29 protein-coding genes are annotated in these 26,942 nt (G+C 43.5%); 13 read left to right on the forward strand and 16 right to left on the reverse strand.

Annotated features, from left to right (window positions below):
* Positions 1-240 precede the first annotated feature (240 nt).
* Positions 241-1,278 carry a hypothetical protein gene (locus QUB08_RS23920; protein ID WP_333227718.1) on the forward strand — a complete coding sequence of 346 codons (1,038 nt, stop codon included), beginning with the start codon at positions 241-243 and terminating at the stop codon, positions 1,276-1,278.
* 49 nt (positions 1,279-1,327) lie between these two features.
* On the opposite strand, the gene QUB08_RS23925 is transcribed toward QUB08_RS23920, so the two are convergent.
* The 5 genes from QUB08_RS23925 to QUB08_RS23945 all read right to left on the reverse strand — a co-directional run bounded on the left by QUB08_RS23925 (position 1,328) and on the right by QUB08_RS23945 (position 3,858).
* Positions 1,328-1,495: a hypothetical protein gene (locus QUB08_RS23925; protein WP_333227720.1), complete on the reverse strand. Its 168-nt coding sequence runs from the start codon at positions 1,493-1,495 to the stop codon at positions 1,328-1,330.
* Positions 1,496-2,444: 949 nt separating this feature from the next.
* Positions 2,445-2,630: a hypothetical protein gene (locus tag QUB08_RS23930; RefSeq protein WP_333227722.1), complete on the reverse strand. Its 186-nt coding sequence runs from the start codon at positions 2,628-2,630 to the stop codon at positions 2,445-2,447.
* Between the two features lie 104 nt (positions 2,631-2,734).
* On the reverse strand, positions 2,735-3,088 hold the full coding sequence (locus tag QUB08_RS23935; protein WP_333227724.1) for a DUF5615 family PIN-like protein: 354 nt from the start codon (positions 3,086-3,088) through the stop codon (positions 2,735-2,737).
* Positions 3,089-3,092: 4 nt separating this feature from the next.
* A complete protein-coding gene (locus tag QUB08_RS23940) occupies positions 3,093-3,419 on the reverse strand; it encodes a DUF433 domain-containing protein (protein WP_333127775.1) in 327 nt (108 codons plus the stop codon).
* A 61-nt stretch (positions 3,420-3,480) separates the two neighbouring features.
* Complete coding sequence (locus tag QUB08_RS23945; RefSeq protein ID WP_333227791.1) at positions 3,481-3,858, reverse strand: DUF433 domain-containing protein; 378 nt, start codon at positions 3,856-3,858, stop codon at positions 3,481-3,483.
* A gap of 546 nt (positions 3,859-4,404) precedes the next feature.
* Between QUB08_RS23945 and QUB08_RS23950 the strand changes: the two genes are divergently transcribed.
* Positions 4,405-4,647 (forward strand): hypothetical protein, encoded by a 243-nt coding sequence (locus QUB08_RS23950; protein ID WP_333227727.1) that lies wholly within the window; start codon positions 4,405-4,407, stop codon positions 4,645-4,647.
* A gap of 102 nt (positions 4,648-4,749) precedes the next feature.
* On the opposite strand, the gene QUB08_RS23955 is transcribed toward QUB08_RS23950, so the two are convergent.
* From QUB08_RS23955 to QUB08_RS23965, 3 genes are all read right to left on the reverse strand, one after another.
* Positions 4,750-5,085 (reverse strand): DUF5615 family PIN-like protein, encoded by a 336-nt coding sequence (locus QUB08_RS23955; RefSeq protein ID WP_333227729.1) that lies wholly within the window; start codon positions 5,083-5,085, stop codon positions 4,750-4,752.
* A gap of 17 nt (positions 5,086-5,102) precedes the next feature.
* Positions 5,103-5,462: a DUF433 domain-containing protein gene (locus tag QUB08_RS23960; RefSeq protein ID WP_333227731.1), complete on the reverse strand. Its 360-nt coding sequence runs from the start codon at positions 5,460-5,462 to the stop codon at positions 5,103-5,105.
* Positions 5,463-5,524: 62 nt separating this feature from the next.
* Positions 5,525-5,884, reverse strand: a complete 360-nt coding sequence (locus QUB08_RS23965) for a helix-turn-helix transcriptional regulator (RefSeq protein ID WP_333227733.1) — start codon at positions 5,882-5,884, stop codon at positions 5,525-5,527.
* A 344-nt stretch (positions 5,885-6,228) separates the two neighbouring features.
* Between QUB08_RS23965 and QUB08_RS23970 the strand changes: the two genes are divergently transcribed.
* Positions 6,229-6,471 (forward strand): hypothetical protein, encoded by a 243-nt coding sequence (locus tag QUB08_RS23970; protein ID WP_333227735.1) that lies wholly within the window; start codon positions 6,229-6,231, stop codon positions 6,469-6,471.
* A gap of 97 nt (positions 6,472-6,568) precedes the next feature.
* Here QUB08_RS23970 and QUB08_RS23975 read toward each other — a convergent pair whose 3' ends face one another.
* Together QUB08_RS23975 and QUB08_RS23980 are read right to left on the reverse strand one after the other, a co-directional pair.
* The gene (locus QUB08_RS23975) at positions 6,569-6,931 is read right to left on the reverse strand and encodes a hypothetical protein (RefSeq protein WP_333227737.1); all 363 of its coding nucleotides are present in this window, start codon (positions 6,929-6,931) and stop codon (positions 6,569-6,571) included.
* Between the two features lie 42 nt (positions 6,932-6,973).
* Positions 6,974-7,327: a papain fold toxin domain-containing protein gene (locus QUB08_RS23980; RefSeq protein ID WP_333227739.1), complete on the reverse strand. Its 354-nt coding sequence runs from the start codon at positions 7,325-7,327 to the stop codon at positions 6,974-6,976.
* 451 nt (positions 7,328-7,778) lie between these two features.
* On the opposite strand from QUB08_RS23980, the gene QUB08_RS23985 reads away from it, so the two are divergent.
* Positions 7,779-10,253, forward strand: coding sequence for a phosphoketolase family protein (locus QUB08_RS23985; protein WP_333227741.1), 2,475 nt, complete (start codon positions 7,779-7,781; stop codon positions 10,251-10,253).
* A gap of 149 nt (positions 10,254-10,402) precedes the next feature.
* Here the strand turns inward: QUB08_RS23985 and QUB08_RS23990 are convergent, their stop codons facing one another.
* Together QUB08_RS23990 and QUB08_RS23995 are read right to left on the reverse strand one after the other, a co-directional pair.
* Positions 10,403-10,726, reverse strand: a complete 324-nt coding sequence (locus tag QUB08_RS23990; protein ID WP_333227743.1) for a hypothetical protein — start codon at positions 10,724-10,726, stop codon at positions 10,403-10,405.
* Complete coding sequence (locus tag QUB08_RS23995; RefSeq protein WP_333227745.1) at positions 10,723-10,947, reverse strand: DUF433 domain-containing protein; 225 nt, start codon at positions 10,945-10,947, stop codon at positions 10,723-10,725. Before QUB08_RS23995 ends, QUB08_RS23990 begins: the two co-directional genes overlap by 4 nt.
* Before the next feature lie 96 nt (positions 10,948-11,043).
* Between QUB08_RS23995 and QUB08_RS24000 the strand changes: the two genes are divergently transcribed.
* From QUB08_RS24000 to QUB08_RS24010, 3 genes are read left to right on the forward strand one after another with little or no spacing between them, the layout of a single operon-like run.
* Complete coding sequence (locus QUB08_RS24000; RefSeq protein WP_333227747.1) at positions 11,044-12,048, forward strand: AAA family ATPase; 1,005 nt, start codon at positions 11,044-11,046, stop codon at positions 12,046-12,048.
* On the forward strand, positions 12,041-12,727 hold the full coding sequence (locus QUB08_RS24005) for a DUF3226 domain-containing protein (protein ID WP_333227748.1): 687 nt from the start codon (positions 12,041-12,043) through the stop codon (positions 12,725-12,727). The genes QUB08_RS24000 and QUB08_RS24005 overlap by 8 nt, the downstream gene beginning before the upstream one ends.
* A 54-nt stretch (positions 12,728-12,781) precedes the next feature.
* On the forward strand, positions 12,782-13,420 hold the full coding sequence (locus QUB08_RS24010) for a histidine phosphatase family protein (protein ID WP_333227749.1): 639 nt from the start codon (positions 12,782-12,784) through the stop codon (positions 13,418-13,420).
* Between the two features lie 41 nt (positions 13,421-13,461).
* Here QUB08_RS24010 and psaK read toward each other — a convergent pair whose 3' ends face one another.
* Positions 13,462-13,722: a photosystem I reaction center subunit PsaK gene (gene psaK / locus QUB08_RS24015; RefSeq protein ID WP_332957119.1), complete on the reverse strand. Its 261-nt coding sequence runs from the start codon at positions 13,720-13,722 to the stop codon at positions 13,462-13,464.
* A gap of 230 nt (positions 13,723-13,952) precedes the next feature.
* Between psaK and QUB08_RS24020 the strand changes: the two genes are divergently transcribed.
* A complete protein-coding gene (locus QUB08_RS24020) occupies positions 13,953-15,164 on the forward strand; it encodes an acetate kinase (RefSeq protein WP_333227751.1) in 1,212 nt (403 codons plus the stop codon).
* A 276-nt stretch (positions 15,165-15,440) separates the two neighbouring features.
* Here QUB08_RS24020 and QUB08_RS24025 read toward each other — a convergent pair whose 3' ends face one another.
* On the reverse strand, positions 15,441-20,954 hold the full coding sequence (locus tag QUB08_RS24025) for an AAA family ATPase (RefSeq protein WP_333227753.1): 5,514 nt from the start codon (positions 20,952-20,954) through the stop codon (positions 15,441-15,443).
* A gap of 917 nt (positions 20,955-21,871) precedes the next feature.
* Here QUB08_RS24025 and bchB point away from each other — a divergent pair.
* From bchB to QUB08_RS24040, 3 genes are all read left to right on the forward strand, one after another.
* On the forward strand, positions 21,872-23,398 hold the full coding sequence (gene bchB / locus QUB08_RS24030; RefSeq protein WP_190659189.1) for a ferredoxin:protochlorophyllide reductase (ATP-dependent) subunit B: 1,527 nt from the start codon (positions 21,872-21,874) through the stop codon (positions 23,396-23,398).
* An 83-nt stretch (positions 23,399-23,481) separates the two neighbouring features.
* On the forward strand, positions 23,482-23,703 hold the full coding sequence (locus QUB08_RS24035) for a hypothetical protein (protein ID WP_333227755.1): 222 nt from the start codon (positions 23,482-23,484) through the stop codon (positions 23,701-23,703).
* On the forward strand, positions 23,700-23,984 hold the full coding sequence (locus QUB08_RS24040) for a type II toxin-antitoxin system mRNA interferase toxin, RelE/StbE family (RefSeq protein WP_333227757.1): 285 nt from the start codon (positions 23,700-23,702) through the stop codon (positions 23,982-23,984). The genes QUB08_RS24035 and QUB08_RS24040 overlap by 4 nt, the downstream gene beginning before the upstream one ends.
* Before the next feature lie 37 nt (positions 23,985-24,021).
* On the opposite strand, the gene QUB08_RS24045 is transcribed toward QUB08_RS24040, so the two are convergent.
* Positions 24,022-24,639, reverse strand: a complete 618-nt coding sequence (locus tag QUB08_RS24045) for a Uma2 family endonuclease (protein WP_333227759.1) — start codon at positions 24,637-24,639, stop codon at positions 24,022-24,024.
* A gap of 96 nt (positions 24,640-24,735) precedes the next feature.
* Complete coding sequence (locus QUB08_RS24050) at positions 24,736-25,377, reverse strand: Uma2 family endonuclease (protein WP_333227761.1); 642 nt, start codon at positions 25,375-25,377, stop codon at positions 24,736-24,738.
* Positions 25,378-25,880: 503 nt separating this feature from the next.
* Between QUB08_RS24050 and QUB08_RS24055 the strand changes: the two genes are divergently transcribed.
* Together QUB08_RS24055 and QUB08_RS24060 are read left to right on the forward strand one after the other, a co-directional pair.
* Positions 25,881-26,102 (forward strand): helix-turn-helix domain-containing protein, encoded by a 222-nt coding sequence (locus QUB08_RS24055; RefSeq protein WP_015178556.1) that lies wholly within the window; start codon positions 25,881-25,883, stop codon positions 26,100-26,102.
* A 504-nt stretch (positions 26,103-26,606) separates the two neighbouring features.
* Positions 26,607-26,789 (forward strand): ribbon-helix-helix domain-containing protein, encoded by a 183-nt coding sequence (locus tag QUB08_RS24060; RefSeq protein ID WP_333200861.1) that lies wholly within the window; start codon positions 26,607-26,609, stop codon positions 26,787-26,789.
* The last annotated feature ends 153 nt before the right edge of the window (positions 26,790-26,942 follow it).

The following is a 26,942-nucleotide window of genomic DNA, read 5'->3' on the forward strand; positions in this document are numbered from 1 at the left end:
AGAGAAATAAGTTTATTGGCTAGCGTTCTGGGACTACTTAGCTCAGATACCCCAAGCAGCGGTTATTGAGCAGTTACGAATAATGAATTAAAATTTGAACTTCTAGCACTCGATCCGCTTGAAAAATCTGTTGTTTGCACAGAAGCTAATCTTCTCTACGCATTTCTAGCAAATGGTTCTCTTTGGAATAACGCAATTATAGACGATTCTAGGTTCCGGATTAAAGATGGAAATGTAACTTTGGAAGTACAACGAGTCAAGGGAGATACCGAAGCTGATACTGAGCTTAGTAGAGCTTTTTTGGTGACAGTGAAAGCAGAATATAGTTGGCTAGAACCAAGACGCATAACGATTCTAGAGCTTCTCAAAGATAGAAAATTTGAGCATTTATATGTCCTGTTAGATCAGGTTTCCGAAGAAATTGCTAATGTTTTATATCCACTCATTTACAAAGTGGAAAATTCTCTTCGAGCCTATCTTGTCAGATTTATGACAACTCGCATAGGACCAAAATGGTGGGAAATCACAGTAACAAATGATGTGACTACTAAAGTGCAACAGCGTAAAAATAATGAAAGGGAGTTTTCACCGTTCATTGACAACAAGGCCTATCTCATTGATTTTGGAGATTTAGGAAAACTGATCTACGCGCATTCATCGGGATTTACCAAAAAAGAGGACATTATTCGCAAAGTATCAGAACTTAATGAGGATTCGGAAACACTCAAAGATGCTGTTCAAAGATTAAAAAAGGAGTTAGATAGCAATTATCAAAAATTCTTTAGTGAATCCTTCAAACAAAAAGATTTTCAGAAGAAGTGGGAAGAACTTGAAAAAATTAGACACAAAGTTGCACATAATAATTTATTCACAGATGCCGATCTCAAACAAGGTAAACAATTGTCTGAAGAACTTATTGACATTATTGATATAGCGGTTAAAAAAGTTGATGAGGTAGCACTCCGTTCAGAAGAAAAAGAAGCCATCTTAGAGAGCCTTGCCTCCACAGTAGTCCTTAATGATATTACTGAAAGTGAGTTACTCAAGGAACTAAAGCAGAGAGAAGAATACTATTCTGCTCGTGGTGGTGGCTTTGTTAGCCTATCCAACTTTGTCAGGGTATATCTTGCAGCGAAGGGTTATGACACATCTTTAACTTATCAACTTATTGAGGCTCTAAGAGATCAGAAGAAAATAGAATTTTATTATGTGAACAATCCACATAATAATTCTAGCCAAACCCTTGCAATAAAGCTGGCTGAAGTGGTTGAAAGCTAACAATTTGGTTGAAGCCGACTGACGAAATTTTCTGGTGTGGTTGCAAGGGTTACTGGCAGCCGCTCAACCGCACGGTTAGGTGGCTAAATCGTCTGTAGAACACTCTACCGTTCCAGCCGATTAACCGCTTGGGCCCCATTATCGCCTGAAAAATGGGGCGATTCCCCAAAACCTCTGGGGTGACTTTCCGGCAACCGTAATCGCGAAACTTCCTCATAGCTGTTCTCACACCCCCAAGGTCGATCGCACAAACCCCCCATCAATGACCTCTCGTTGGTCTAAAATCTTCTCAGCCACAACAAAGGCGATATGTGCGATCGACTTTCACGACAAAACTGCGGCAATCCAGAACTAGAAAGCGTACTATACCGCAAATCGCCCACACTGGAAAATTTAAATACTTTGCTTGAGTAAAAGTTGACACAGATCCAAACCATGAATTATATTAGACCTATGGATGCAGCAGACATGATCTAATCATGACATCCCGTTACCCACGAGGGTCGAGGAATTCCGGTAAAGACGTTCTGAATACCAAAATTTCTATTTTGGCGAAGGCTCCTTAAGGAGCCTTTGTTATTTTAGGGCTTCGGTAATTCCTTATTCTGCAATAAATTTTTGGCTATGACGAAAAAGCCCACTTTCTTTACTTTACCTAAGCCTTCGTATATAGGATAAGCACTGTGTATGTGTAATCTCAGCCTTTTACTTTCTCTAAATGCTGCAAAAGCAACGAAATACTCAACCTCTATACCGTTTGAATCCAAAACTTTAACGATCGCAAATTTTCCATACCCAGCGTGACAAACTAACGTTTTCTTCTCTCCCAATGACTTGACAATACTCGGTAATTGCTTTGAGAGTTGGTATCTCTCAAAATTAAATGTTCTAGACTCTCTGGGCCCATTGTACATTAATAACTGTGATTCTTCGCTAGAAATATCATCAGAATCTTTAGTAAAACAATGTAAACCATAAGTTACTATAAAGTTGTACGTGATTATATTTTTTTCGTCTCTTTTGTCGAGATATTCAACCCAGTCAGCATTAAGATGTGATAAATCATATATTTCACCATCTAGTATAAAATTTTTCCAGGATATAACTTATTTTACGGTCTTGAACTTCATACTTACAAAAACAAGGTTATCCGCGAGCGATCGAGGTTAGTAGCCGCTGCTTATTTTAGGCCCTAGGTCGATCGCATCTTCTGTGGAACACCTTACCATTTCACGCAGTTCAACCACATTTTTACCCGCCAACTCAAAAATCGGGCGACTCCCCAAAACAAGCGCGGTGATTGGGATGCAACCGTAACCTCGAAACTTCCTTATAGCTATTCTGATGCCCAAACCCCCTATCCCTGACCTCGCGCTGGTCTAAAATCTCCTCAGCCGCCAGAAAGGCGATATGTGCGATCGACTTTCCTGCCCATATCACCCTGCAGGCGATCGGCTTAAGATATAGATGGCGGCCCCGATCGATAGACGCGAATCAATTGACCTGTTAATATTTCAAGTGAGGAAATAGCCTCATTAATATTAGCAGCCATTCTGGCTAAATCATCATCTGCCCTACAGACAATTATTCCAGCATGGTCATGGTGCAAGCTATGCAGTCTGATAAAATGACGGCGATTGAGAGTTAAAACAGCCCGATTTTCACTGATTGCAAAAGCTAACACTTCTTCGTCAGGAATTTTTTGGTTATCCTTTCCGGCTTCTTGCACCGTCAGAATATTGTGACTCATAGGGCGCAGCAATTCTACCACCACTCTGGGAAATTGTTCGTCAGCATAAAGACGCGCCATTATCTCAATCCTCGTCATTCTCGCGGATTGCTATTTCAATTTCATCTGGGAAAGCAGCCGCGTAAGCCCAGGCATTTGCTAAATCAGTAGCAGTTAGTGTGGGGTAGTTATCTAAGAGTTGGGATTCGTTCATACCCAAGCGGCGAAAACTCACCAGCACCCAAACAGGAATCCGAGTATTTCTGATACAAGCATCACCACCACAGACACCGGGAGTTTTGCTAATTCCTTGCCAGGTGTTAGCTAAATTTTGGGTTAATAATTGGATAATTTGAGCTTTCTCGCTTGGCGTTAAGGCTAAGAGTTGTGCTTCTAATTCTGCGATTGTCATACAACCTTTTTGATTTATGCAATATGTATGTATTTACTATTATAGCAAAAGCGTAGTAGATTTATTGGATATTTTCAGGTGTATCTAAAATTTGGTCTGCCTCGTCTTGCAGTCTAATTGCTTCCTCAATTTCGTCATGGTAAGCGACCGCATAAGCCCAAACATTTACTAAATCAGTGGCACTCAGATGGGGATAGCAATCTAGGATAAAAGCATCGGTAGCGCCGTCATTGTGGTCGCTGGCGATCAACCAAACGGGAATGCGAGTATTGTCAATACAAGCATCGCCGCCCATCACGCCGGGAGTGTTTGCAATAGAGCGTCCGCTGTTTTTGAGACTCTGGGTTAAAATGCGAATTGCCTCTGCTTTCTCGCTTGGCGTTAAGGCATTGAGTTGCGCTTCTAATTCTGGGATTGTCCTAGCGCTTATTTGATTTATGAATTATGTAGGTATTTGATATTGTAGGGCGATCGCCCGAATCAGTTGAATCTAGATTGCAATCGAGCGAGCGTGAAATTTTTGAGAATTTTCTTGATTATAGCTTGCTTGAGAAAGCACAAAATATGTAGTGTTTTGGGGCTAGATAATCATGTATTTATACCAGTTCCAAATTAAGGCTTACTTATAAAATATTAACCAAGCTTGCAAAAATAGGTTTGTACTTTCGTCCTTAAAATTCTCTTCTGTTCTCTTCCTTTGTCTGATAAACCTCTGCGCGGTTCGATCGCCCATATTTTTTTTTAGACATCTCTACTCAAACTCTTGTCAAGGCTAGCTTTTCGGCCTACTCGTCACCCGTCGGCAAAATCATCCTATTTACTTATTGACAATTGCTCCTCTCTGTTAAATTGTCAGGGAACTAGCATATAAGGTTAAAAATTGTATCATAAGCAACAGAAAGTACCCAATGGTTTATGTAGGGCTCTACAATGGACAAAAGGAACAAGATTAAGAGGCGCGATCGCTATGGATATGAATATGGATATGAATGAAAACTTAGACTGGGAAGAAGCATTTGAGTACCGAGCGGGCTTAACAGTGGAGTTGAAGTCGCAGCCAGGGGTTTTGCATACGATCGCTTACTATGAAGTGATGATGGTACCGCCCATCTGGTTAGAAAATGACCCGCGTCCCCGGTATTCTCACGAAGTGCGAGTGGTTTCCCACCAGCCAACTGTGTCCAATGTTTGCCGGATTTCAGAGTGCCCTGTTTTAGTCGCCTCCTAAGTTTTTTCAGCGGGAAATATCGGCGATGGCATCTAGCCAGCAATCAAACCGATGCAGTGATTTTCGGATTGAGATTGTTTGAGTTTACGTTGTGGCGATCGCTTAAGATATAGATGGCGGCCCAGAACGATAGACGCGAATCACTCTTTCCGTTAGTATCTCAGCCATAGATATCGCATCATTAATATTCGCACTCAGTCTAGGAATATCGTCATCTCGCGTGCAGGCGATAATACCGCAGTGGTCAGGTTTCAGCTTGTGCAGTTGAAAGAAATCGCGCCTGTTGACGGTCAAAACAGCCCGATTTTCACTGATGGCAAATGCTAATACCTCTTCATCAGGTAGTCCAGCATTTCCTGCTTCTTGAACAGTCAGGACATCATGCCCTCTCATACCGCAGGTTTTGTACAACTTGTCGGGGAAAGTGTTCGTCTGCATAGATACGCGCCATAGATTTATTCGATATTTTCAGGTGTATCTAAAATTTCGTCAGCATCATCTTGCTGTCGAATTGCTGACTCAATTTCGTCAGGATAAGCTTCAGTATAAGCCCAAACATTTACCAAATCAGCAGCACTGAGATGGGGATAGCAGTCTAGGATAAAAGCATCGGTAGCGCCGTCATTGCGATAGCTGGCAAGTAACCAAACAGGAATCCGAGTTTTGTCAATACAAGCATCACCGCCCATCACGCCGGGAGTTTTTGTAATCGGGCGTCCGCTGTTTTTCAGGCTTTGAGTTAAGATACTGATTGCCTCAGCTTTGTCGATCGGCGTTAAGGCTAACAGTTGTGCTTCTAATTCTTTGATTGTCATAGAGCTTATTTGATTTATGAATTAGGTATGTATTTGATATTGTAGGGCGATCGCCCTATTAGTTAGGTTTCTTGCAAAACGTTGTGAATTAATTCTGCTGCTAGTTCTAACTTATCGCGGTGAGTCAGAGCCTCCATGTCAACGATGACGACTGAGCGACGGTTGGGTGCGGGTACGGCTGGGGGTGTGGCGGGCAATTCCAGGGTTTCGTAGAAATAATCGATAGGTTTTTCGTACATGGCAGCGAAGGCGGGTAGCTCCCTCTCGGCGTCTACTTTGCGCTTGCCGTGTTCGATACACGATATGGCTTGTTGACTCAGGGTTATCCGGTAGCGCAGCTCTAACTGCTCAATAACTTGCTCTTGGGTTAATCCCAGTGCTTCGCGGGTAGCCTTGAGGCGCTTGCCAAGGGAGAACGCCATATCAGGAAATCATGTAAAGGACAATAAAATCATATATTTTTCCTTAAGAAACCTCTATCCGATAAATCAATACTTATAAGATAATCATGTAAAAATCAAATAATCATCGCCCCAGTAGAAATTTCCAACCCGTCAAAGTCTGTTTGTCAATATCTTGAGAAAGGAATTCGCAATCTTATGAAGTATCAAATTTTTGTTGGTAAGCTGTTGTGCATTTAAATTGTATATTTCGAGTCCCCATCACAAATCGTCAAATCCTCTCCCCCTCTCCTCTTCTCCCCCTCTCCCTCTCTAATACCATAGGCAATCTAGATGCAACACAGCTTAGTATCACGCTCTTAATATTGAGTATATCTCTGCCAGCTAATGTTCAATCAAAGACTCCTGTAACGGATCAATTTGGTGCGACAGGAACGACACCAAATGCCAATGTATGGCGCGAAGAGTGTAGAAAGTTTTACGGAATCAGGATAAATAAAGATGGTACTTTAATGACTGATAATACTCCCATAACAGATGAATTTGGTGTTACGGGAAAAACACCTGATGGCAATCAATGGTTAAAAAGAATCAGTGGGACTTTCTAGCTGTTGGTGCAGGTAAGTAAGTAAGAAAATTGAAAGGCGATCGCCCTTTTTTCAACATTTCGATGAAAGTGCGATCGCCAAAATCTATGGGTCATATCTATCTGTGACTGATAACGGTCTCCCCTTTAGCCTCAACCTCATCAACCTTTAAAGTTTTATCCCGCTGCCAAAACTCATCCAGCAACTTAAAAAAATACTCAAACCCCTCCTTTTCATCCACTGAGTAAAGCATGATAATTTTTGCCCAAGAATTCACAGACAGTACCTTAAACCGTCTCTGCAACCAAGGCTGAAACTCCCCGAAAAACTCATTTTCCTGTTCGCTTGACTCAATTCCTAATTCTCGCCTCGCTGTTTTATAACCCCCCAAAAACATAAACAAATCGCTAACCGAATGTTTTCCAATATACATCCCCGGTCTAGCTTTTATTTTTTGTAGAATCTCAAGCAATCCACTCATCCTTACCTCTTGTTTGATCTTGACACTTCCATTTTACAAACTTTATAACTCTTCGACAACAAATTGCTCACTCTGACAGTGAAAATCCTTAACCCATTCTTCCCTTAACATCCCATCTGTTGATAGGTTGTCAAAGACTAGACCTCCCACTTCAACGCCATAATGTTTACCGTTCACTGTAATCGATTCTTCAACTCCCAGACGTTCTAGACGTTCGCTGATAATGTAATCTTCCTCCTGATATCTTGTTCTCAGTCTCAGAATCTTTCCCTGAATGCCTTGTTGTTCTAGCCATTCCATAACAGCTACAGCACAGCGATCGCATTCAAGAATCTTGAATTGACGTACTATCTTTTTAATTTCTTGATAAATCTCTAAATTAGAAAAATTGCTCACTCTTTTACCCTGAGCCTAGACAAACATACAGAACTCTACCAGAAAAGGAGTCAGCGGACAATTAGCCTGCATAAATAAAATTAAATTCACATATAAATCATTATCACTTTTACCTTGAGAAGTGTCTTTTTGGGGACTTGCATAGCACATCCGGCGACCCGCAGCACATACGCATCAGGTGCACAGTGCACACTCTCCGCAAACTCTTGTGTAAATCCTATTTTATATTAGTGAATTCCTTGATCCCCGAAAAATTCTATCTGTCTTCCATCAAAATTGTGCGATGTTTAGCCAGAAATTAACATTGATTTAAACTTTAATGTAGACATAAACGAGCTAGAATTCAATAGTTTGCGTGGAAGACATGGAGTTTAAATACAAAATGTCACAGATAACAAATTAATATCGATCGCACTTGACAAAACAACCAAAACTCAGGAGTCAATCGCTGATGATGCTAGGAACAACCGAGATCCCGCAATTAAAGCCGCTTACCGACTCAGAACTACACAAAATGAACGCCTACTGGCGGGCGGCAAACTACCTATCCGTCGGACAAATCTATCTCCTCGACAACCCCCTACTCAAAGAACCCCTCAAAATCGAACACGTCAAACCGAGACTCCTCGGACATTGGGGCACTACTCCAGGTTTAAACTTCATCTACGTTCACCTCAACCGCCTGATCAAAGCCCAAGACCTCAACACCATCTACATCGCAGGCCCTGGACACGGCGGGCCGGGCTTGGTCGCCAACACCTATCTCGAAGGCACTTATACCGAATATTACTCGAACATTTCCGAAGATGAAGAGGGTATCAAACGGCTATTCAAACAGTTCTCCTTTCCCGGCGGTATCCCCAGCCACGTCGCCCCGGAAACCCCCGGTTCGATTCACGAAGGCGGCGAACTCGGCTACGCCCTCGTCCACGCTTACGGGGCGGCCTTCGACAATCCCGATTTGATTGTGGCGGCCGTTGTCGGTGACGGGGAAGCCGAAAGCGGCCCGCTAGCTGCTAGCTGGCACTCTAACAAGTTTCTCAACCCGGTTCGCGACGGGGCTGTGTTGCCGATTTTGCACTTGAACGGCTACAAAATTGCCAATCCAACGCTGTTGGCCCGCATTCCGCAGGAGGAATTGGAAAGTTTGATGGTCGGTTATGGCTACAAACCTTATTGGGTGGAAGGTTCAGACCCGGAAACCATGCACCAGTTGATGGCTGCAACTCTCGATACCGCGATCGGCGAAATTAAGGCGATTCAGGAAAAAGCCCGGACAGAGGGCTATTCCGGCCGTCCCCAGTGGCCGATGATTGTGATGAAAACTCCCAAAGGCTGGACGGGGCCGAAGGAAGTTGACGGTAAGAAAACTGAGGATTATTGGCGATCGCACCAAGTCCCACTTTCGGAAATGGCTTCTAAGCCCGGACACGTCCAACTCCTCGAAGATTGGATGAAAAGCTATAAGCCGGAAGAACTCTTCGACGAAAAGGGCAAGTTAATTCCAGAATTAGCAGAACTCGCGCCCAAGGGATCTCGACGCATGGGGGCAAATCCCCACGCTAACGGCGGCCTGCTGCTGCGAGACTTGAAAATGCCGAAATTTGAAGACTACGCCGTTGACGTGCAAAAACCTGGCACTGTAATGGCAGAAGCAACCCGCGTTTCCGGCCGCTTCCTGCGAGACGTGATGACACTCAATCAGGAAAACGCCAATTTCCGCATTGTCGGGCCTGACGAGACGGCCTCAAATCGCCTCGATCCGGTGTTTGAAGTGACGAACCGGGTGTGGGCAGGGGAAATTTTGCCCGAAGACGACCACATCTCCCCCGATGGCCGGGTGATGGAAGTCCTCAGCGAACATCTATGTCAGGGATGGCTGGAAGGCTATTTGCTGACGGGACGCCACGGATTTTTCTCCTGCTACGAGGCGTTTATTCACATCATCGATTCGATGTTCAATCAACACGCCAAGTGGTTGAAAACTACTCGTCACATTCCTTGGCGCCGACCGATCGCATCTCTGAATTACTTACTAACTTCTCACGTTTGGCGACAAGACCACAACGGTTTTTCTCACCAAGATCCGGGTTTTATCGACCACGTAATTAATAAGAAAGCCGAGGTTGTGCGGATTTATTTGCCGCCAGATGCGAACACTTTGCTGTCAGTAACTGACCACTGTCTCCGCAGTCGCAACTATGTCAACGTGATTATTGCAGGGAAGCAGCCGGCATTGCAGTATTTGGATATGGATTCTGCGATTAAACACTGTACCGTCGGCATCGGCATTTGGGAGTGGGCCAGCAATGATAAAGGCGGGGAACCGGATGTGGTGATGGCTTGCGCGGGTGATGTTCCGACGCTGGAAACTTTGGCTGCTGTTGACATTCTCCGCCGAGATTATCCCGATTTAAAAGTGCGGGTGGTTAATGTGGTGGATTTGATGACGCTGCAACCTGCTAGCGAACATCCCCACGGTTTGTCTGACAAGGATTTTGATACTTTGTTCACGAAAGATAAGCCGGTGATTTTTGCTTTTCACGGCTATCCTTGGCTGATTCACCGCTTGACTTATCGCCGGACAAATCACCCGAATATTCACGTTCGGGGTTATAAGGAAGAGGGAACGACTACGACGCCGTTTGATATGGTGGTGATTAATGACCTCGATCGATTCCATTTAGTTGCAGATGTACTCGATCGCGTTCCCAAACTGAGTTCTGTTGCAGCTTACGGCAAACAAGCTATCCGTGACAAGCTGATCGAACACAGGCAGTATATCAACGAACACGGCGATGATATGCCGGAAATCCGCGACTGGAAGTGGCCGCACGCGGGCGCGGTTGCGTCGGAAGCGCCGAAGGAAACGAAAGATCCGACAACGACAGGAGATCAAACCGTGCGATCGGGTGCGCCTGGATAGGTGCGATCGCTTGTAGAGCACAAGCTACTCATCCCTATGATTGTCAACCACAGAGAAAATTAACGATTTTGCGAGTATACAACCTACGCAAGATCGAGGTTTCACCTCAGTTTGACAATCATAGGGAGTGACATCAGTTAAATAAAGCTTCAGCAAGGAATGTCAATTTCTAGGTATGCGCCCGGAACAATAGTGTCGATCGCGTTCCGAATATCGTCTTGATGCCTTTGAATACGCGGCCAAGATGTAGACAGCAAAACCACAATAGCAATTTGTCGGCTTGTCAGGTTTTGTTGATAACGCAAGTTGCGATCGGTCGTCACCAGCAGATTATACCCCTCGCGTTGGGCAGTGTCGAGCTGATCGCCATTTGCTAATGTTGACCATCCACGTTCATAAGCAGTATCTACTGTATGACTCAGCAGCGATCGGCGCAACGGTACTGGCGTACCTTGATCGAACAATATCTTCATGCCACCATCTGCGTTAACGAGGCTAGCGCGCGATCGAGTAACACCTCAACTTGGGCGCGAGTTACTCCCGGAAACCATTCGAGAAACTGGTCAATAGAGGCCCCATCTTTAAGGTTCTCGAAAAAGGCAGCAACAGGTACGCGCGTGCCCCGAAATACCCATGCACCACTCACTTTGGTTGGATGACGTTCAATGACTTCAAAAAGGTCTACATTCTGCATGACGTTTCTCTAGTATAATTAAAAGAATGTAATATGTAAGTTATCTTAACATAAATCGATCGCAATTTAGGATTTATACATTCAAAAGAGGCGGCAATGCTTAAAGAAATAGAAATTCAAAATTTTAGGTGCTTTGAAAACACCAAAATTTCTGGGTTTGAAAGAGTCAATTTAATCGGCGGTAAAAATAATGCTGGCAAGACAGCCTTGCTAGAAGCAATTTTTCTCAATTTTGCTCCCGATGCTAGCAGTCTCGTAATCCTAAGAGATCTAAGAAGAGAGCCATCAAAAGCCCTAGAAGCTATGCCTGATAGAGCCTGGGACAACTTATTTTATGCACTAAAAAAAGATAGATTTATAGTAATTATTGGCAAAGACGACAACAATAACACCGATCGATTAGAAATTAAAGTAGAAATCAATTCAATTAAAAATAAGATAAATTTTGAGTTCATGAGAAACGAAGACCAATCTACTTGGTCATTATCACCGGTTGCTGCCGGAGGTTTACTCAATTTTCGCATTTCTCTTGACGAAGTACCAATCATTCCCTCCTGGCTCAGGATTTCGGGAAAAAAACTCACAGAAGCATACGATAACGCGCGTTTGGATGACAAAGATAGCGAAGTTTTGAAAGCTTTTCAAATTCTCGATCCTACAATCGAATCAGTAGAGAGTTTTTCGATTGGGGAACCCACGCTATACTTAAGAAGAAAGGGCGAAAAGCGTTTGCCTTTATCATTGTTTGGAGACGCCATTAACAGAGTTGCAGAAATAATCCTTAAACTGGTAAACAGTGAATACAAAATCTTGCTAATCGATGAGATAGAAAATGGCATACATTATACAAGCCAGCGGGAGTTTTGGAGAGTGTTATTTCGGTTAGCGGTTGAACTGGATACGCAGATTTTTGCTACAACGCACAGTTTAGAGATGCTTCAAGCATTTGCTGATGTGGGTTTAGAATCCAATCAGGAATGCAGCAGCGCATATTTTGAGCTAGCCAAGAAACCGAAAACAGATCAAATAATCGGCATCCGGCGGGATTTAGAAACCTTGAATTACGCACTAGAACATCAAAAAGGAGTGAGAGGTGAGTAATATTGTCATAGTAGAAAGTAAAAATGATGCAATTTTTATGCAGGCAATGGTTGAGAAACTAAACTGCGATATCCAACTAGAACCACCTATTTATATAGATGATTATGAAACTTTGGAAGGCTTGAGCGAAACAAAATTAGTTACTACTTTAAAAGCTTTAGAAGCCGACCTTCAAAAAAGAGATATAGAAAAAATAGGGATTATTATTGATGTTGATAACTATTCAGATCCAGAGCGACTGCAATTTGTCAATAAATGTATACAAAAAGTGTTTGAAGCTGAAACTTTGTCAAGGACTAAACAATTTATCGATATTTGTGGAGATAATGGAACAAAGGCAAAATTAGCTTGTTACTTTACTAATTTTGAAGGTCAAGGCGAACTGGAAACGCTTTTAAAGGCAATAAAGGCGATAGAATCACCTCATGCTGATTGTTTGGATAGCTGGAAAACCTGCATAGAAAACCAGGGAAAGGAAATCAATCAGAAACATTTTGATAAATTTTGGGTTAGTATATATTTGAGATATGATACTTGCTCAAATCAGGATCGGAAACAAGCTGAAAAAAAATGCAGTATGTCACGGTTTGATTATGTTATGGAACACAAAAAAGATATTTGGGATTGGGATAATCCTGCACTCGATGATTTGAAGGAGTTTTTTAAACTCTTTTGCTAAGTTGGTAAAATTAATTAATGAGGACGGTCGTCCTCACTACAAACCGAGGAATTTATGAGCTTGAAAATTTACTTTGTGCGACACGGTGAAACAACTTACAGCAAAACTGGCGGCTACTGTGGCGACCTCGACGCAGAATTAACACCAGAAGGTTCTATGATGGCTGAACAGTTTGCGGCAACTTATGCAAAATTGCCTTGGAATGCTGTTTATGTCAGTCCCATGAAACGCACAATCGCTACAGCTAAACCTCTGTGCGATGCTGTGGGAATTGAAATGCAACTGCGCGATGGATTGAGGGAAATTAAGTACGGCAAGTGGGAGGGTGAAACAGTTGAATCGGTTCGCGAAAAATATGCTGAAGATTACATTAATTGGTTGACGGAACCGGCTTGGAATCCACCGACAGAGGGGGAAACTTCTGTACAAATTGCTAGCCGATCGTCCTTAGTTATCGCAGAAATTCAGGAAAAGTACAAAGATGGTAATGTTTTGGTGGTTTCCCACAAGGCGACTATTCGGATTATTCTGTGCAGTTTGTTGGGGATCGATTTGGGAAGTTACCGCAATCGCATTGCTGCTTTAGCAGCTTCTGTGAGTGTTGTCAAGTTTGATGTGCGCGGGCCAATGTTGGAGGTTTTGGGCGATCGATCGTACATGGATGAAAACCTCCGCAATTTACCCGGTACTTGAAATTGCGGGTAAGGTGCGGGGACGCACCCTACAGTCTGAAACTAAATCGCGCCTATGTAAGACAATCCTAAAATAGTACCTGCTCCCAAAATATGACCAAAGGCAGTAGTTCCTAAAACTGCACCCAAACTCAAACCGCCGAACATACTCGATGAGGGCATTGCTGGGCCTGTGCTAGGATTCTTGATGGTTGATTTGCCGATCGCAATAGCTAAAATATTGCAAAGAATCATAATCAAACCGATTGTGGGGCTCCACTCTACGGTTCTGGGGGCAACGGCAAGTAAAATTGGTGTAAACATCGATCGGCTCCTTAAACTTTAGTAAATGAAAATCTGCATAGAAGATATATCAAAAAAATGCAACTGTTAGCTACACGTTGCATTAACAGTTAATTTTTCGACATTTTTCTTAATAATTTTCCCTGAGTCTCAAGATTTTTTAATCCCCCTCTGCTGGGACGAAAGTTTGACAAAACGCGATTTCAATCGCCTAGCGATTGAAAGAACGAATCAACAGGACATAATAAAGCATGAAAATACTGGTGTTAAATGCGGGTTCTAGCAGTCAAAAGAGCTGTCTTTACGAGTTAAACGATGTCCTGCCCGATCGACCTTTGCAACCCCTCTGGGAGGCTCAAATTGATTGGACTCATCAGCAGGGTATAGCAGAGTTGAAAGTCAAAACAGCAAAAGGCGATCGGCTTGAGGAGGAATTTGCATCCGAGTCTCGCAAAGATGCTATTTCTCGAATGCTGCAGAGTCTTTGGAAAGGAAGAACTCAAACAATTAATGATTTAAACGAGATTGATATTGTCGGCCACCGCGTCGTACATGGCGGACAAGATTATCAGCAAAGTACGTTAATTTCGCCCGATGTTAAAGAGGCGATCGCCCGTTTATCTGTTTTCGCCCCCGTACACAATCCCGTCAACCTCGAAGGCATCGAAGCCCTTGAAAAACTCCTCCCAAATCGGTCGCAAATAGCAGTATTTGATACAGCTTTTCACGCGCAATTGCCGCCCGCTGCGTTTGTTTATCCCGGCCCCTACGAATGGCTCGAAAACGGGATTCGCCGCTACGGTTTTCACGGGATTAGCCATCAATATTGCGCGCGTCGGGCCGCCGACATTCTGGGTAAAGATTTGGCTGATTTGCGGCTGATTAGCTGTCATTTGGGCAACGGATGTTCTCTGGCTGCCATTCGCGAGGGCGTGAGTGTTGACACGACGATGGGATTTACGCCTTTGGAAGGTTTGATGATGGGAAGTCGATCGGGTTCGATCGATCCAGGCATTCTCATTCATCTGTTAAAACAATCCGATTTTACTGCTGAGAAACTTGATGGTATTCTCAATCGAAATTCTGGTTTAAAAGGGATTTCAGGGGTATCTAGCGATATGCGGCAGATTGGAGATGCGATCGCCCAAGGTAATCAGAGAGCTCAACTTGCATTGGATATTTACATTCACCGTTTGCGCGCCGGAATTGGGGCGATGCTGGCGAGTTTAGGAGGGTTGGATGCTTTAATTTTTACGGCGGGAGTTGGGGAAAATTCTGCTGTTGTGCGGGCGGCCGCTTGCGAAGCTTTTGGATTTATCGCGTTAAAATTGGATGAGGATAAAAATCAACATTCACCGATAGATCAAGATATTGCGGCAGTGGATTCAGCGGTAAGAATTTTGGTAATTCACACGCAGGAGGATTGGGAAATTGCGCGAGAATGTTGGAAACTTTATCACTAACTTATTTTATGAATTCCTTCAACAGCGATGCCAACTCAGCTTTGCAGCAGGGTCAACAATCACGAACGGTGCAACCGGAATAGATCTAATTCATCTGCGTTAATCTGTGTTTATCTGCCCTCATCGGCGGTTAAAAAAAGAGAATGTATTCACCGCCCCGGACAAGGGATTGACGCTGATTTACGCAGATAAAGAGAGGTAGAGACGTTTATTCTTCCATTTTCCCTGAAACATCATTACTCTTTGAGCGATGCCGTGGGTTAATAGTGGCGCCGATTACAAAACTTGCCTGGGTGCGATCGGAATTTCAATAATAAACTCACTCCCCTCTCCGGGTGCAGAAACGCAAGTCAATTTCCCGCCATGAGAACTGACAACAATCGAGTGAGAAATAGACAATCCCAAACCAGTTCCCGAACCCACGGGCTTAGTTGTAAAAAATGGATCGAATATCTTGTGCAGCACCTCCGTGCTCATCCCCGGCCCGCTGTCGGCAATTCTAATTATGACAGAATTCCTGTCTGTCACCTCTGTAGAAATTGTAATCGTCGGCTGTTGATGAGAGTTTTCCGGGCAATCTCTTGCTACGAGGAGAGCATCGATCGCATTTGTCAAAATATTCATAAATACCTGATTCAACTGAGACGCATAACAAGTAATTAGGGGTAGCGTGCTGTAATTTTTAATCACCTCAATTCCCAAACGCCCGCCCTCTTTTCTCAAACGCGGTTGGAGCAACATCACCGTACTGTCGATGCCTTGATGGATATCTACCGACTTCATTTGCGCTTCGTCGAGGCGCGAGAAATTCCGCAAGCTTAGCACAATATCCCGGATTCTTTCCGCTCCTACTTTCATGGAATCCAGCAGCTTTTGCAAATCCTCGCTCAAAAATTCTAGCTCAATTGTTTCTATTTCTTCTAGAATTTCATCAGCAGGTTCTGGATAGTGCTGCTGGTAAAGGTCAATCAATTTTAGCAAGTCTTTAACGTATTCGCTAGCGGGATTAAGATTGCCGTAGATGAAACTTACAGGATTATTAATTTCGTGAGCTACACCAGCCACCATTTGCCCCAAACTAGACATTTTTTCCGTTTGGATTAATTGAGCTTGAGTGAGTTTAAGTTCGCGCAAAGTTTGTTCTAAACGCTCGTTTTTTTCATTTAACTCCTGCGTCCGTTCTTGCACTTTCTGTTCCACAGAATTGTAAAGTAGAGCATTTTCCAAAGAAATAGCCACTTGGGAAGACAGCAACCTTAAGACTTCCAATCTGTGGGGAGTAAATGCCCCGACAGTTAAATTGTTTTCTAAATAAAGAATGCCGATTAGTTTGCCTTGATTGATGATTGGAGTACATAAAATAGATTGCAGTTGGTGTTTAGCGATGTAAGGATCGGCTGTGAATAGTCCCTCAGCTGCCGCATTGCTCAACACCAAATCCGAGCGAGTCCTTTCCACATAATTAATCACCGTCACAGGTAAATCGTGATAGTCTCCAACAGGCGTAAATTGCAGCACAGCTACATCTTCAGCAAATACTGACGCTTTAGCTGAAATCAACAGTTTGCCATCTCTGACTAAAATCAGAAAACCTAATTGAGCTCCCGCATTTTCTAAGGAGATTCTCATCAAAGAAGCCAGCAACTTATCGAGGACAATTTCGCTAGAAATCGCCAGAGATGCTTTCATTACCGTTGCCAAATCCAGCACTCTCGCATCGCTACCAGTAGAAGTATGAATAGTTGTGGTAGTTTGATTGTTGTTAAAACTGCCGTTGATTGGCGTCATTTCCCGCAACTGCGGATACTTCTGTTCTAAATCTTCTACTTTGCGAACTGCACCCCAGCGCAAGTAGCACGAGTGAGCTTCCCGCAAGTGGATTTTGGCATATTGATACTTGCCTTTACTCAACCAAAACTTAGCTGCTAGTTCATTAGCTAGCGCTTCATTTTGGACAAACTCATTGTCTTGGGCTAAATTTATAGAAAAATCGTACAATTCTACAGCTTCTGAATCTTTCTTGGAAATTCTGGCTATTTCTGCTTGTACTAAAAGGTACTTGTGCAGAAAATTTTCGGCACAGTTGTCTGCCCAAATTTTCATCTGTTTTTGGTTTTCCTCTAACTTTTCCAAGTATTCCTTTTGCTTGTCTTCGGAAACATTTGGGAAAACGGCTGCTAAAGTTAGAGAAAAGAAAAAATTCCATTCGGTAGCGGGTATCGCTCCGGTAATAAAAGATAGCTGTTTTTCTACTTCAAAAGCTAGTTGTAGCGCTTCGTTGAAGTTGCCGTACCAGTACATAACCTGGCATTTGCGAATCTGATAAAGGCAGAGCGAGTATAAATTTTGATGAGCTTGACAGTTGTGTACATATTCAGCTTCGCTAATATCTTCGCTTTCAAATACAAACTTTTCAGGAGTTAGTTTACCCAAGTTACGCAGGATTAACTCTACCCCTAATAATATATCGGTTACGAGCTGATTTTTGGTTTTTTGGCTGAATTGCAAATACCTGCTCGTGTCTACCAGAATTTGCGAGATTTCTTTACCTTGAAAAAATGAGTTAGCTATGCGGTTGGATAGGATATAACCCGCATACTCTAAATCTCCTGATTCTAAAGCTGCTTGATATCCTTCATTGCTGATTGCGTGGGAATCTTTGATGTGGTTGAACCAGTAATAAAAAATACTGACCAAGGATGAACAAGCTCTGCATTTCAAGCCGATATTGCCAGACTTTTCGCTGAGATTCAGCGAGAGCAAGCCGAATTGATACGCAGCTTTGTAATCTCCAGAAACTGCGTTTAAGAACATACCGTAGCCAGCATAGCAAAGAGAGGCTTCGGGTACTAAACCGTATTGTAGAGAAAGATTGACTCCTTTTAAAACGCTGACTTTCCACAAGTCGGGATTTTTGAGGTACGCCGATGTCAGCAAGTTTGTAATTAATTTGACTGCAACTTTTTTGTCGGGTACAGTCATTTCGGGGGCGTCAATTAGGGAAGCTATTTCTCTACCTGCTAAAATATTTGTAGCTGCTGCAAATTCTTCGGATATGACTTTTTGTAGCCCGTCTAGCGGTAAGTCAATGCCTAGCAAGTCCAAAGCTTTGATTCCGGCTTTAACGGCTTCTTCGTACTTCGCCCGCAGGGTGTACTGCACGATCAGCAGGTTGTAAATTTCTACCTTTTCTAAGGGCGATCGCGCTTTTTCCAGAGTTATATTAATAAATTCTTCAGACTTATCGAAATAACCGTTTAAATACTCAACATTTGCCCGCTCCATGTGCAAGGCAAAGGCTAAATCGTAGTGGGCATCCCAAATATCGGCGCTCAAACCGTCCATGCCTGCGGTCAAATACTGCAAGGCAGCAACATAAGCAGTGGCATCTTTGGCTCTGCGGGCCGCGTCTAAATTCAGCGTTGCCAGTTCAATTAATTCTCGATCGTCTTTAATGAGCGATCGAGCTACATTCAAGTGATCGACTAATTCAAAGATTCTGTCAGCGCGATATTCAGCCGGAGTGTTTTCTAGGATTTGCCTGCCTATTTTCAGGTGAACGGCCTTTTTTTGCGAGTCGTCGATCAGAGCGTAAGCTGCTTGCTGTACGCGATCGTGCAAAAATTTATAATTCAGAATTAAAAGCGGAAACAGCACGTAATCTAATGACTTGCTTTCCAATTCCGAAGTTGGCAGAATCAGTCCCGACTTAATCGCCGGCAACAGGTGAGAAAAAGTTTCCGAGGCTTCTTTTTCATTAATTAAAGAAAGAGTATTCAAGTCAAATTCGTTGCCCAGACAAGCCACTAAACGCAAAACTTGCTGCGTCGAGCTTGGCAGTTTTCTCAATTTTTGTACCATCAAGTCAACTACATTGTCAGTGATAGCGCACTGCTCAATTTGAGTCATATCCCAATGCCAGCCGCCCTTACTCCCCGACTGTGGCGGATGAAAAACTAGCAAGTTTTCCTGATACAATGTTTGCAGGAATTGATTTACAAAAAAAGGATTGCCGTCGGTTTTGCTGATTACCAATTCAGCTAAGGGTTTGACAGATTCTCGATCGCTGTGCAAAGTCTCCGCAATCAAATGAGTTATGTTTTCCACCCCCAGCGGCGACAAAGCAATCTGATTAATAATAGCTTCCTGATTCCGCAGCGTCTCCACAGTCATCATTAAAGGATGAGTAGGACTAACTTCATTATCCCGATAAGCACCAATTAAAAACAGATATTGCGTAGCTTCATCTGTCATCATCAATTCGATCAATTTGAGAGTCGCCGAATCAGCCCACTGCAAATCATCGAGAAAAATTACCAGCGGATGTTCGGGCTGGCAAAATACGCGAATGAAATTTTGAAATACTAAATTAAAGCGGTTCAGAGATTCCGTCGGCCCCAATTCTGCTACAGGAGACTGAGCACCGACAATTAGTTCAACTTCGGGAAGTACATCAATAATAATTTGCCCATTTTGACCGAAAGAACTGCGGAGTTTTTCGCGCCAAACTGCTAATTGAGCCTCACTTTCAGTTAACAGTTGCCGCACCAATTCCGAAAAAGCGCTGACAACGGCAGAGTAAGGAATAGTCCGCTTGTACTGGTCAAATTTTCCCCAAATAAAATAGCCACGCTTGCGGGTAATCGGTTTGTCTAAAATCTTCACCATTGCAGATTTGCCAATACCGGAATAACCAGCAATCAGCATCATCTCGCTGCGGGATTTATGCTGTCCTCTCGCCAGGACTGACAAGGGAATTTCTTTTTTAGATTTGCTCTCTTTTTTGATGACAGAAATTTGAGAATTGTCGGTGCGGTAGCCTCGATTATTAGTTGCTGCTACCCGTTCAAATGCCCCTAAAAGAGTTTCAACTTCTCGCTGTCTGCCGTAAAGTTTTTGAGGTATTTGAAATTTGTCGGAAATATCTTGGCTGCCGAGAGGAAACTCAGAAACAACCCCAGATGTTTGCCACTGAAACAGGCAGGATTCCAAATCGGCTTTTAGCCCCCAAGCACTTTGATAGCGCTCCTCAGCGGTTTTTGCTAACAATTTCATCACAATATCTGAAACAGCTTGAGGAATTTCTGGGGCTATTTCAGCGAGAGGTACTGGCTGTTTGGCGATGTGACAGTGAACTAACTCCATGGGATCTGTAGTGGGAAAAGGGAGTTGTCCTGCCAGGATTTCATAAAAGGTCACGCCGAGGGAATAAAAGTCGGTGCGGTAATCGACTACCCGGTTCATTCTGCCGGTTTGTTCGGGCGACATATACGCTAAAGTGCCTTCTAGAAAATTGGGATTTTTATTTGGAATATTTTCCAGGTTGGATGCTGTTGAAATGCTAAAGTCTATTAGTTTAACTTGTCCTGTAGCTGGATTAAAAACTATATTAGAGGGATTTATATCTTTATGAATTACATTTTTTCCATGAATTTCGCCCAAAGTTTCCGCAACTTTGATGGCAGTAGTCAGAAATCCTAAAATGGTAAATTTTTGAGAACCCATAAATATTTTTAAAGATTCCCCGCCAAAGTCTTCTAAGATCATTGCCAGACTATTTCTAACCTGTTGCAACTTATGCACTTTCACAACTCCGTCTAACAGGCTTAAGTTGGCAGTGATCTCATATTCGCGCTTGTATCTATTCAGTTCTTCAGGAGTAGGATAGTCTTCTTTGATAAGTTTGATAATAACAGGTTGGTTGTTCTGCTCGTTGTGACCGCGGTAAACCAGGGAAGTGCTGCTTTCATAAATGAGAGCGAGAACTGCAACGCCGGGAATTGCCATCATAGTTGGGTTCTCTCAAATTAGGTGTGCTTGGTCAATGTTACAGGACTGACGCGCGGCGGGCTAGAAACCCGGTTTCTTCGTTGCTAGTCGTTGACAAACCCAAGATTTTTTTGTGTAAATCGGGTTTCTTTTCGTAAATCCTATGTTATTTTTCATTATCGCTCAAGAGCTATCTTTTGGGATGTGTGGGAAAGCAGGCCTTGACAGGAATGAGCTACTGCTGACAAATGCAAGCTGGGGCTTTCGTCACCTCAGCAGTTAGGTAAACAAAATCACAAATACAGGATTTGTGCAAGGATTTACTTTAATGCTCGATCGCCATGTTGACAACTAAATCATCTCAGATTCCTAGCAATCGCTTGATTTTAGCGGAGTGTCACCACATCTCGTGAAAATACGCAAGTGGTGAAAGATGTATTTTTTTCGTTGATCGGGCACGAATTTGGGATGCTTTAAAAAAACCGGGCAGTGCAAATCTTAACTATAATTCGCTACCGAGGCGCGGAGGGAGTTAAGTGTTGCTTCGGAATCTGCAATTTCCTTCAGTTCTATCTATTTTGATCGCTCGATTAACAATACTAACTGACCGTTTGAACAGACTAAATTTGACAAAAAATGCCGAATTATTGCACCTTGTCTGGTGCGCGGCAGCGAACTCTAGGGCGATAGAATTTGCCTAGCTCTGAAGAAAATTTTAGGAAAGATTAAGAATTATTGCCATAAAAGCAAGGTCAATTTGTTGGAATTACGGGCCAAATCCTAAGCAGCAAAGGCTTTTGAGCATTTACCACATCTGGAAATCATCAGAAAGTTACTATTTCTAAAGGATTCATCCGGTGAGAAAATCAGAAACAACCTTAAAATTTAGCAGTAATCGCCCGATCGGGCAATTCTCAACCAGCACCAGGAAAAAAACTATGAAATTGGCTTATTGGATGTACGCAGGCCCAGCCCACATCGGCACTTTGCGCGTCGCCACTTCCTTCAAAAACGTCCATGCAATCATGCACGCACCGATTGGAGACGACTATTTCAACGTCATGCGTTCCATGCTGGAGAGGGAACGGGATTTCACCCCGGTGACTACCAGCGTCGTTGACAGACACGTACTGGCGCGGGGTTCGCAGGAACGGGTGGTGGACAACATCACCCGCAAAGACAGAGAAGAACACCCAGATTTAATCGTGCTCACCCCGACTTGCACCTCCAGCATTCTGCAAGAAGACTTGGAAAACTTCGTGGAACGAGCTCAATTGGATGCCAAAGGCGATGTATTGCTGGCGGATGTTAACCATTACCGCGTCAACGAACTCCAAGCTGCCGATCGCACTTTGGATCAAATCGTCCAATTTTACATTAACAAAGCTCGCAAAAAAGGCGATTTAGTAGAAGCCAAAAGCGAAAAACCATCTGTCAACATTATCGGTATGTCTACGCTGGGTTTCCACAACCAGCATGACTGCACCGAGTTGAAGCGTTTGATGGCAGATTTGGGCATTGAAGTCAACGAAGTTATTCCCGAAGGTGCTTCGGTTCACAACTTGAAAAGACTGCCGCGCGCTTGGTTTAACCTGGTTCCTTATCGGGAATTGGGGATGATGGCCGGGGAGTATTTGCAAAAAGAATTCGGCACGCCGATGGTGGATATTACGCCGATGGGTGTGGTGGAAACTGCGCGCTGTATCCGCAAGATTCAGCAAGTTTTGAATGCTCAAGGTGCGGATGTTGATTACGAAAATTTTATTGACCAACAAACGCGGTTTGTGTCGCAGGCTGCTTGGTTTTCGCGGTCGATCGACTGCCAAAACTTAACCGGCAAAAAAGCCGTCGTATTTGGCGATAATACGCACGCTGCAGCGATGACGAAGATTTTGGCTCGCGAGATGGGAATCCACGTTGTGTGGGCTGGAACCTACTGCAAACACGATGCTGATTGGTTCCGGGAACAGGTTAGCGAGTATTGTGATGAAGTGCTGGTGACGGATGATCACGGGGCGATCGGAGATGCGATCGCCAAAGCGGAACCTTCGGCTATTTTCGGCACCCAAATGGAACGCCACGTAGGTAAGCGGTTGGATATTCCCTGCGGCGTAATTGCTGCACCGATTCACGTCCAAAATTTCCCGATCGGCTACAAGCCGTTTTTGGGTTATGAAGGCACGAATCAGTGCGTAGATTTGGTGTACAATTCCTTCACTTTGGGAATGGAAGACCACCTGCTGGAAATCTTCGGCGGCCACGATACCAAGGAAGTAATTACGAAGGGTATTTCGGCTGATTCTGATATGGGTTGGACGAAAGATGGACAGGCTGAGTTGAATAAAATCCCTGGTTTTGTCCGGGGTAAGGTGAAGCGGAATACTGAGAAGTTTGCGCGCGATCGGGGGATTGATAAGATTACCGTTGAGGTTCTGTACGCAGCCAAGGAATCTGTCGGCGCGTAGGTGATTGGTAGGGTGGGCATTTGCCCACCTCACTTAGTAAAATAGAAATGCACTGTCACTTTTCAAACATAGAAAAGTTCTTTATGGCTAATTCTATTGCTTTCCAGACCGCGATCGAATATGTAGAATCTCTGGCAATTGAAGAGCAAGATTTGTTAATTGAATTAATTCAGAAACGGCGAATTGAAAATCGGCGAGGGGAAATTGCTAGCAATGCAAGAGAGGTTTTGAGTGCTTTAAAAGCCGGCACCGCCAAGCGAGGCAACCTTGCACAGTTAAAAGCTGATTTACTGGATGAAGAATGAAAACTCTAGTTTGGAACAACAGTTTTAAACGGGCTTTTAAACGGGTTATCAAGAGAAATCCGCAATTAGGTGAGAAAATATTTTCGGTTTTGGAGTTGTTAGTAAACGATCCATTTTCTCCTTCATTGAAGGCACATAAACTGCGGGGGCAATTAGAAGGGCTTTGGGCTTGTTGGGTTGAGTCCGATTGCCGAATTATCTATACTTTTGAGCAAGATAATGAAACGCAAGAGGAATTGATCGTCTTGATTGATATGGGGACGCATGATGAAGTATATTAAGTAACGATCGCGCTTTTAAAGCAAAGTGCGATCGCCCTCACTCCTCATTTTGACTATCTTCTTGCTCAACTTGCTCAAAATTAACTTGTTCGTAAACATCAGATAGAGGAACTTCAAGCTCAAAAGAATTAAACACTAATGCCGTATCTTCCTCGTCATACTCACAATACAACCATCTTTTATTCTCGGTTTTTGAATACTGCTCGACCTTAATTTTTGTTTGATCGATCGTAATGTATTCTCGAAAAGTAGGAAGAGTTTTGTAAAATGTAAACTTGTCAACTCGATCGTAGTTTTTAGTAGACTTTGATAAAACTTCCACAATAACTTGAGGGTTGGTAATCGTGTCAGTGCGATTGTTGTGGTACTCAGGTAGCCCAAAAATTACCATTACGTCGGGATAAGTGTACAGTCGAACTTTTGGTATCCACAGACGCACGTCACCCATGAAGATGCGGTAATTCCGTTTTTTGATAGCAAGACTTAAAGCAATGTACAAATTGCCAGCGATTTGATTGTGATTGGTAGATCCGCCTGTCATAGGAATAATTTCCCCGTCGAGATATTCGCTTTTGTACTCTGCTGTTTCTTCCAGTGCTAAATATTGCTCTTCTGTGCAGTAACGTTGCTCGGTTGTTTGCAAAGTGCCTGTCATCTTGATGTTCTCCCACAATGATGTTGAACAAATATTTCTTCTGAGTGCGATCGCTCACTTAAATGATAACCCGCATTCCCAACAAAGCGATCGCCCTTATTCCTCCCCGCTTTCTTCTGGCTCATTTTCTGCATCATTTTCCGCCTCAAAATCCACCTTCTCATAGATATCTGCCAGTGGCACTTCAACTTGAAAGAAATTAAAAACTAGCGCCGCATCTTCCTCATCGTACTGACGGTACGACCACCGCTTGTTCGCCAACTTACAATACTGTTCTATATAAACCTGAGATTGGTCAATCAGAATATACTCTTGAAATGTGGGAATCGTTTGATAAGACTTAAACTTATCAGTGCGATCGTAAGCTTTCGTAGATTTCGATAAAACTTCCACAATCACTTGAGGATTCATCACCGTATCTTGGCGATTATTGAAATACTCAGATTTCCCCGGAATTACCATCACATCGGGATAAGTATAAGTTCGCTTTTTCGGCAGCCACAGACGCACGTCGCCCATAAAAACATCATAGTCAAGTCCCTTAAGAGCAAGACGTAATGCTATGCTCATATTCAGGGCAATGCGATTGTGATTTGTAGTTCCACCTGTCATTGGAATAATTACTCCGTCGCGATATTCACTTTTATACTCTGCTGCTTCTTCCAGGGCTAGATATTCTTCTGGAGTGAAGTCGCGCTGTGCTGTTGGCTGTTCTGTTACTTGTAGAATAGCTGTCACGTTTTTTTCCCCAACTCAATTGATATTTTGCGTTCAGTTTAACATTGCACGAAAATACGATCGCCCTTCTGAAACAAGCGGGCGATCGCACTTCAATTACTCGCAATCAAAATTAATCGATCGGATCGAAAACTAGGGTCAATCAAGCAGCCGGAAGCAGTTGTTTGAGAACTCGCAAATGACCCTCTGCATCAGACCAACTGCGAAACCGACCGACAACGACCCTTTGTAGATTTGGAAGCAAACGAACCACGATCCACGGTCTGAGACGTTTCTCATACGGCATAATAGGTGTATCTCCTTGTTAATTGGAGCCATAGCCAGTCCTGAGCCCTCGGAAAGCATCGGACTGGCTTTTGACTTTTGCATACTTAAGTTTAATCCAAATAAAGCAGTTTGACAACCGCAGCGGTCTATTGTGCAACTGTTACAGTCTATACAGCCCAAAAATTGACCTACAAGGTGCTAGCATCTGCCTTGCAAAGGTTGTGAGCAGTTAAACAGTGATCCGGTGGAGATTAGCAGTTGTCATGGCCGATCGGAATATCAGTAATAAGGAACTGGCTGTCCTAACCGGGATGAATCCCAGGTCTATTTCTCGGCTCAAAACTCGCCGTTACCTGACCAGAATAGACGCAGCAACGTTAAACGTTCTCTGCAAATCACTGAATTGCAAGCCCGGAGACTTAATGGATTACGAAGAGGACAATCCCGATCGAGGCTGAAATTTGAGGGCACAAGCAATCGCACTGTTTTGAGGTGATTTGTACGATCGCCCTTCTCAAACCAAGGGCGATCGCACTTCAATTACTCGCAACCAAAATTAATCGATCGGATCGAAAACTAAGGTCAAGTTAGCAGCCGGAAGCAGTTGTTTGAGAACTCGTAAAAGACCCTCTGCATCAGACCAACTGCGAAACCGACCGACAACGACCCTTTGTAGATTCGGAAGCAAACGAACAACGACCCACGGTCTGAGACGTTTCTCATACGGCATAATAGGTGTATCTCCTTTGTAAAGGTATCTCCTTTGTTAATGGGAGCCATAGCCAGTCCTTGCTTTTCCACGGCGGGGGACTGGCTTTTGACTTTGCACCTGTGGTGTGCTGTACAAATTATTGCACAAAAGGCCCTCATTGGTAGCAGAAAGTTACTAAAATAGCGTTATAACACCGCGATCGGCGTAAACTTGTATGATTGGGAGCGTTCGCAAACAGTAAATATTGACAGTGAGCAAGCGCGTTCACATCACACTCCCCGACTACATCTATGAATCCTTAGAACTGTGGGCCGATCGGCAAGGTAGACCCACAGCTAGTTTGATCGCTTTTATCGTTGAAACAGCGGTTTTGGAAGCGAAAAAAAAGGGAGATTTACCTTCTGAACCTGAAAAGCCCAAAAGCGGCGCGTAAAGACTTCCCTCGTGGGTTGCTGGTGCGTGTCGCCCGATCGCACTTATCGAAATTGATGAAAACTAGCATCCGCGCCCGCAGTTGGCGCACAATATTTAAAATAATTCTCTGCTTTGTCCTCGCGATCGCCTGTTAGTACATAAGTCCTCTCAG

The organism is Microcoleus sp. BR0-C5 (genome assembly GCF_036705045.1).
Lineage (GTDB): Bacteria > Cyanobacteriota > Cyanobacteriia > Cyanobacteriales > Microcoleaceae > Microcoleus.